Source organism: uncultured Brevundimonas sp. (genome assembly GCF_937870815.1).
Taxonomy (GTDB): Bacteria; Pseudomonadota; Alphaproteobacteria; order Caulobacterales; family Caulobacteraceae; genus Brevundimonas.
Genome location: NZ_CALMZS010000048.1, coordinates 1 through 4,918 on the forward strand (window position 1 = coordinate 1; position 4,918 = coordinate 4,918).

The 4,918-nt window shown below is 65.3% G+C and carries 6 protein-coding genes; 1 reads left to right on the forward strand and 5 read right to left on the reverse strand.

The genetic code is table 11. From position 1 onward, the window contains the following. The 5 genes from Q0588_RS03150 to Q0588_RS03170 form a co-directional block, all read right to left on the reverse strand. Positions 1-436 (reverse strand): hypothetical protein (locus tag Q0588_RS03150; protein ID WP_298743696.1); only part of this gene is annotated, 436 nt, incomplete at its 3' end. 153 nt (positions 437-589) lie between these two features. Next, positions 590-1,423 (reverse strand): SDR family oxidoreductase, encoded by an 834-nt coding sequence (locus Q0588_RS03155; protein ID WP_298743698.1) that lies wholly within the window; start codon positions 1,421-1,423, stop codon positions 590-592. Next, positions 1,416-2,114 carry an acylneuraminate cytidylyltransferase family protein gene (locus Q0588_RS03160; RefSeq protein ID WP_298743700.1) on the reverse strand — a complete coding sequence of 233 codons (699 nt, stop codon included), beginning with the start codon at positions 2,112-2,114 and terminating at the stop codon, positions 1,416-1,418. The genes Q0588_RS03155 and Q0588_RS03160 overlap by 8 nt, the downstream gene beginning before the upstream one ends. After that, positions 2,111-3,058, reverse strand: a complete 948-nt coding sequence (locus tag Q0588_RS03165) for a Gfo/Idh/MocA family oxidoreductase (protein WP_366872545.1) — start codon at positions 3,056-3,058, stop codon at positions 2,111-2,113. The genes Q0588_RS03160 and Q0588_RS03165 overlap by 4 nt, the downstream gene beginning before the upstream one ends. Positions 3,059-3,502: 444 nt before the next feature. Further along, positions 3,503-4,126, reverse strand: a complete 624-nt coding sequence (locus Q0588_RS03170) for an acetyltransferase (RefSeq protein WP_298743702.1) — start codon at positions 4,124-4,126, stop codon at positions 3,503-3,505. A 156-nt stretch (positions 4,127-4,282) separates the two neighbouring features. Between Q0588_RS03170 and Q0588_RS03175 the strand changes: the two genes are divergently transcribed. Next, the coding region (locus tag Q0588_RS03175; RefSeq protein WP_298743704.1) for an N-acetylneuraminate synthase family protein at positions 4,283-4,918 on the forward strand (636 nt) is incomplete at its 3' end.

Here is a 4,918-nt window from a genome sequence, read left to right on the forward strand (position 1 = left end):
CGCCGGGTCGCGCAGCACAAGCGAAACGCCAGCTCCCCCACGAGCAACCCCCCGACCGCGCCCCCCCCGGGCCCCTCTGCACCTCTCCCCCCCCCCCCCCCCCCCCCGCAAGCACGATTGCGTTCGCACCGATCCAGGCGCCGCGTCGAACGAAGACGTCACCCGGATCACGGTGGCCCTGATCGATGATCAACCGCTCGGGATCGGCGAATTCATGATTCGCCGTGTAGATGTGGACGCCCGATCCCATCAGCACGTCGTCCTCGATGACGATCCGCCCGCCGTCGCCCGTGGGGAAGGCGAACAGCATGGTCGAGGGGCGCACGATGACGCGCCGGCCGATCGAAATCTTGGAACAGGTGATTGCATAGGCGCCCCATCGGAACTCAGACGAAGCCGCGAAGCTCGCGAATTTCTTGCTGCAGAGGCGTAGCATCGAACTCCGGAAATGGAGGCGCCAAGCGGTGGCGGGAATGTCTGGGCCCAGTCGGTCTGCCTGGTTCCAGAAGCGCCATCGGTCAGTCAGTTCCGCGAACCTGACGACCATTGCTCCAAACCCCTGCCCCGACCAATCAGTCGATATCGGGCCTTACCAAGTGGTCCAGCCGCCGTCCACGACAATGTTCTGGCCGGTCACATAGCTGGAGGCGTCCGAGGCGAGGAACAAAACCGCGCCGACCATCTCATCGTCGCGCGCCATTCGGCCGAGCGGCGTCCGGGCCGCATAGCGGCGCATGAACACGTCGTTCTGACCACTTTCGACCCCGCCGGGGGTCAGGGTGTTCACCCGGACGCCCCGCGCGCCCCATTCCGTCGCCAGATGCCGCGTCAGACCATGGGTCGCCGCTTTCGACACCGAATAGACGATGGGCGTGTTGATCGCCACGCCGAGGTATTCCGCACCTTCATAGATCCGCTGATCCGGCCCGACCATGCCGTAGATGGACGATACATTGACTATGGAGCCGCAGCCGGCTTCCAACATATGTCTGCCGACCGCCCGAGCCATCAAGAATTGACCGTCTATGTTCACAGACATGATCTGCCGCCAGACAGCGAGATCATATTCGACCGTCGGAGTGAACAGGGCCTTCAGGTCATCACCCTTGGTCGCGGCGTTGTTCAGCAGTATATCGATACGACCAAAGCGGCGGACCACCGCATCGACCCCCCCCTCGACGCTGGCAGGATCCGACACGTCCAGGCCGGCGCCCATGCAGGCTACTCCGGACGTCCGACTCAACTGATCCGCCACCCTCGCCGATGCGTCCTGGTCCAGGTCGGCGACCACCACATGGGCGCCCTGTTCCGCCAGCGCCTGGACGTAACGACTGCCCAGGATGCCATTGGCGCCGGTGACGAGGGCGACCCGACCGTCCAGGCGAAAGCGTTGGGTCCCCTCCGCGCGCCCGGCCTCAGTCAAGATTCTGCTCCATCATGAAGGCTACCAACCTGAAATCCAGTTCGCTGTCGATGTCGTGTGATCGCTCTTCGGGCATCTCGAACAGCCTGGTGTCATCGTAGAACACGGCCGGGTGGTCGAGAAGCGCCCACCGGTTCCACACGTATATCGAGGCGTTCATGTCGAAACAGGGCGGCGCATCCTGCCGCCTGAGCACGCCGTTCGGCAAGGGCTTCGACAGGCGGACGACACAGTCGGGGCCCACCTCGACCAGGTTGAAATAGGGCGACCGCCGGGCGGGCGCCGCAGTGATGACGCTGCTGACGCCGCTGGTTTCCAGAAGCGCCACCGCATTCTGGATGTCAGAGACGGCGCGAAGCGGCGACGTGACGTCCAGATCGACGATGATCCCGAACTCACGGCCGGTCACCCGTTCGGCGCTCCGCACGCAATGCACGATCGCCGGCAGCTTGCCTGCGGTGTCGTCCGCCAGGGGGGCGGGGCGATCAACGGCCAGGGTGGCTCCGGCGACCATGGCGGCTTCGATGATCGCGGGGCTGTCGCTACTGACGGCGATTTCGGCGAACAGTCCGGACTGGACCGCCTTCTCGACCGTGTGAGCAATCAAAGGACGGCCCTGAAGGGGGCGAATGTTCTTGCCCGGCACGCCCTTGGAGCCGCCGCGGGCGCAAATGGTGCACAAACGTATCATGAGATCGCCATGGCTTCCCGATCGGACACTCGCTCGATGGCCTCGATCAGACGCATGACTTCCATGGCCTCGCCAAACGTGCACAGGTCGCGGTGTCGTCCGTTGAGGAAGCCATCCATCTGCTCCCGATAGGTCAAATCGCGGTCGACGGGCCAAATGGTTTCGCCGGCTCCTTGGACCAGCACGCCCTTGACCAGATCGATCTGAACCGTATCGGCCGTACTGTTGCAGGTCAGGGTGCGGACCGGACGGCGGCAGAAATAGTCTATGGCCAAACTGGCGATCGCGCCGCTCGCGAAGCGGATCGCGACGCTCCAGCAGTCGTCGGAGTCGCCCGGCAGGTCTCCGACCCGCCCGCCCAGGGCCGTCACCTCCCGCCACGGGCCGAACAGCCACAGCAGATAGTCCAGTTCATGACTGAGATCACGCAGCGCGCCACCGCCCGCCGATCGTTGGCTGGAATAGGTGTTTTCGACCGGACGATCCGTGCGCCACTGGCGCAAGTCCTGGCCCACGTGGACGACGATGTTCAGGATCCGGGCGCCGTCGAGCGCGCGGCGCGCCTGGATTAAAGCCGGGTGGAAACGCAGGTTGTAGGCGACGCTGATCCGGGCGGCGGCCGCTTTTATCAGGGGGACGTCCGCCTCTGCCGATGTGGCGAAGAGGGGTTTTTCCACGAGGATGCGGCCACCAAAACCGCCTTCGAGCAGGCACTTGAGATCGAGGGCGTGGCTTGCGGTTTCAGTGGCCACAACGGCCCCGTCAAAGCCGCGGGCCAGCAAGGCCTGGTCTATGGTCGGATAGCATGGAAGGTCGCCCGCGACGCCGCGGCGGCTGACGACGGCGACCTCATGGCCGAGATCGCGCGCCACGCGCGCATGTCGTGACCCGATCGATCCGAACCCAACGACCAGAACCGAGGCCAGGCCATGTCTCCCGAGAATAGTGTTTGGTCGCCTCGCGAGCGCAAGCGTACTTCCTTTGCTAGAACAGCCTTGGAATGTCCACTGGGGCCGGCCGTCGGGAGTAGCCCCCGGTGATCGTCCGCCAGGTGATCTGTGGGTTGATGTTGGCGGTCACTCGGCTTCGTCTGGCGGGCGGAGACCCTCGCGCAATACCAGTCCCCGCTGGTCGAGGCCGCCACGGGCAGGCTGCGGGTCACCGAGGCCATGCGCGAGGATGCGCGCCTCTGCATCTATGTCACCCAGTGCTGAACGGGATGTTTTCGACCTTCAATCCCGCAGACTACCGCAATGGAGCCGCGAGACCCTTTGAGCACTGACGGCGTCAGCCGGCCACGCGGCGGATGCTCCTGTCGTTACTGACCAATACGCCGGTCGCGGAGCTCTCCCATTTAGCTCGTGTGGAGGCGGTCGCCTGAGGTTCGCCTACCTCGGCTCGAGCGGACGGGCCGGCACGCCGACCACCGTCGTCCCGGGCGCGACGTCCCGGGTGACCACGGCTCCCATGCCGATGACCGCCCCGCGGCCGATGCGCAGCGGCTTGTCGGGGACGCCCTGCTTCAGCAGGGCCCCCGCCCCGACATAGACGTCGTCCTCAATGACCACATTGCCGCTGCAGGAGACCCTGGGCCCGAACGTCACGAAGTCCCCCACCACACAGTCATGGGCGACGTACGAATAGTAGTTGCAGTGGAAATGCCGGCCGATCCTAGAGGACGCCGTAACCATGGTGAAGTCGCAGAAGATGGCGCCTTCGCCTACCTCGACGTCGCCTCCGCGGCGGTGTAGCGGCGAAACGAGATTCCCCGCGGTGACCCGCTCCGCTAGGCATCGTCGCACGGCCCCGTCCGCGACCGCGATGACGGCAGGACAATCCAACTCCGAAACGGGGATGACGCGAACGCCGCAGATGATGCGGCCGATCTCGCCCGGATTGTCGGAGACGAACACCACGTCGTCGGGGCCGCCGATGCCGGCGTCGACGTTTTCCCGCGCGATCCTGACGAGTTCTCGGCCAAAGCCGCCAGGGCCGTAGATTGCGATCTTCATGGCGTCACTATTGCATCGACCCTCGAGTCCGCCAATAGCGGGGCGGCCTTCTGGATTGCTTCCTCTTTCGGGATGAATAGGTTACGGGCAAGCTTGCCTGCCGGGGAGGGGTTCGCCGTCAACCGGGCCGGGCGTGCCTGCTCACGGGAGCGATCTTTGCGCGTCTTCATCATCGCCGAGGCCGGCGTCAACCATAACGGGGACGCAGACCGCGCATTAAGCATGGTGGACGCCGCGCACGATGCCGGCGCCGACGCCGTCAAGTTCCAGACCTTCTCCGCCGACAAGCTGGCCGCGCCCGGCGCGGAAAAGGCGGACTATCAAAGGCGGGAGACGGGCGACGGCGGCCAGCACGCCATGCTTCGAGCGCTGGAGGTGTCCGAGGACCTGCACCATAGGCTGATCGCCCGTTGCCGGGAAGTCGGCATCGAGTTCATGTCCACCCCCTTTGACGAGGAGGCGGCGGCCTTCCTGGTCAGCTCTGGAATGGCGCGGATCAAGGTCCCGTCGGGCGAGATCGTCAACCATCCGTTCCTGCGCCATCTAGCGGCGCTGGGCCGCCCGCTGATCGTCTCGACCGGCATGGCCACGATAGACGAGATTACCGAGGCGGTCGCCGTCATCGCCGACACGCGGGCGTCGAATGGACTGACGACGCCGCTGGGGGATGTGCTGACCATCCTGCACTGCACATCCAACTATCCGGCCGCACCGACGGACGTGAACCTGCGCGCCATGCGCACCATCGGTGAGGTCACCGGCCTGCCGGTCGGCTATTCCGACCACACCCTC

Bases quoted from the DNA above. Each gene is read 5' to 3' on its own strand.
- Q0588_RS03160 (WP_298743700.1), bottom strand. From the start codon at position 2,114: ATGATACGTTTGTGCACCATTTGCGCCCGCGGCGGCTCCAAGGGCGTG.
- Q0588_RS03170 (WP_298743702.1), bottom strand. From the start codon at position 4,126: ATGAAGATCGCAATCTACGGCCCTGGCGGCTTTGGCCGAGAACTCGTC.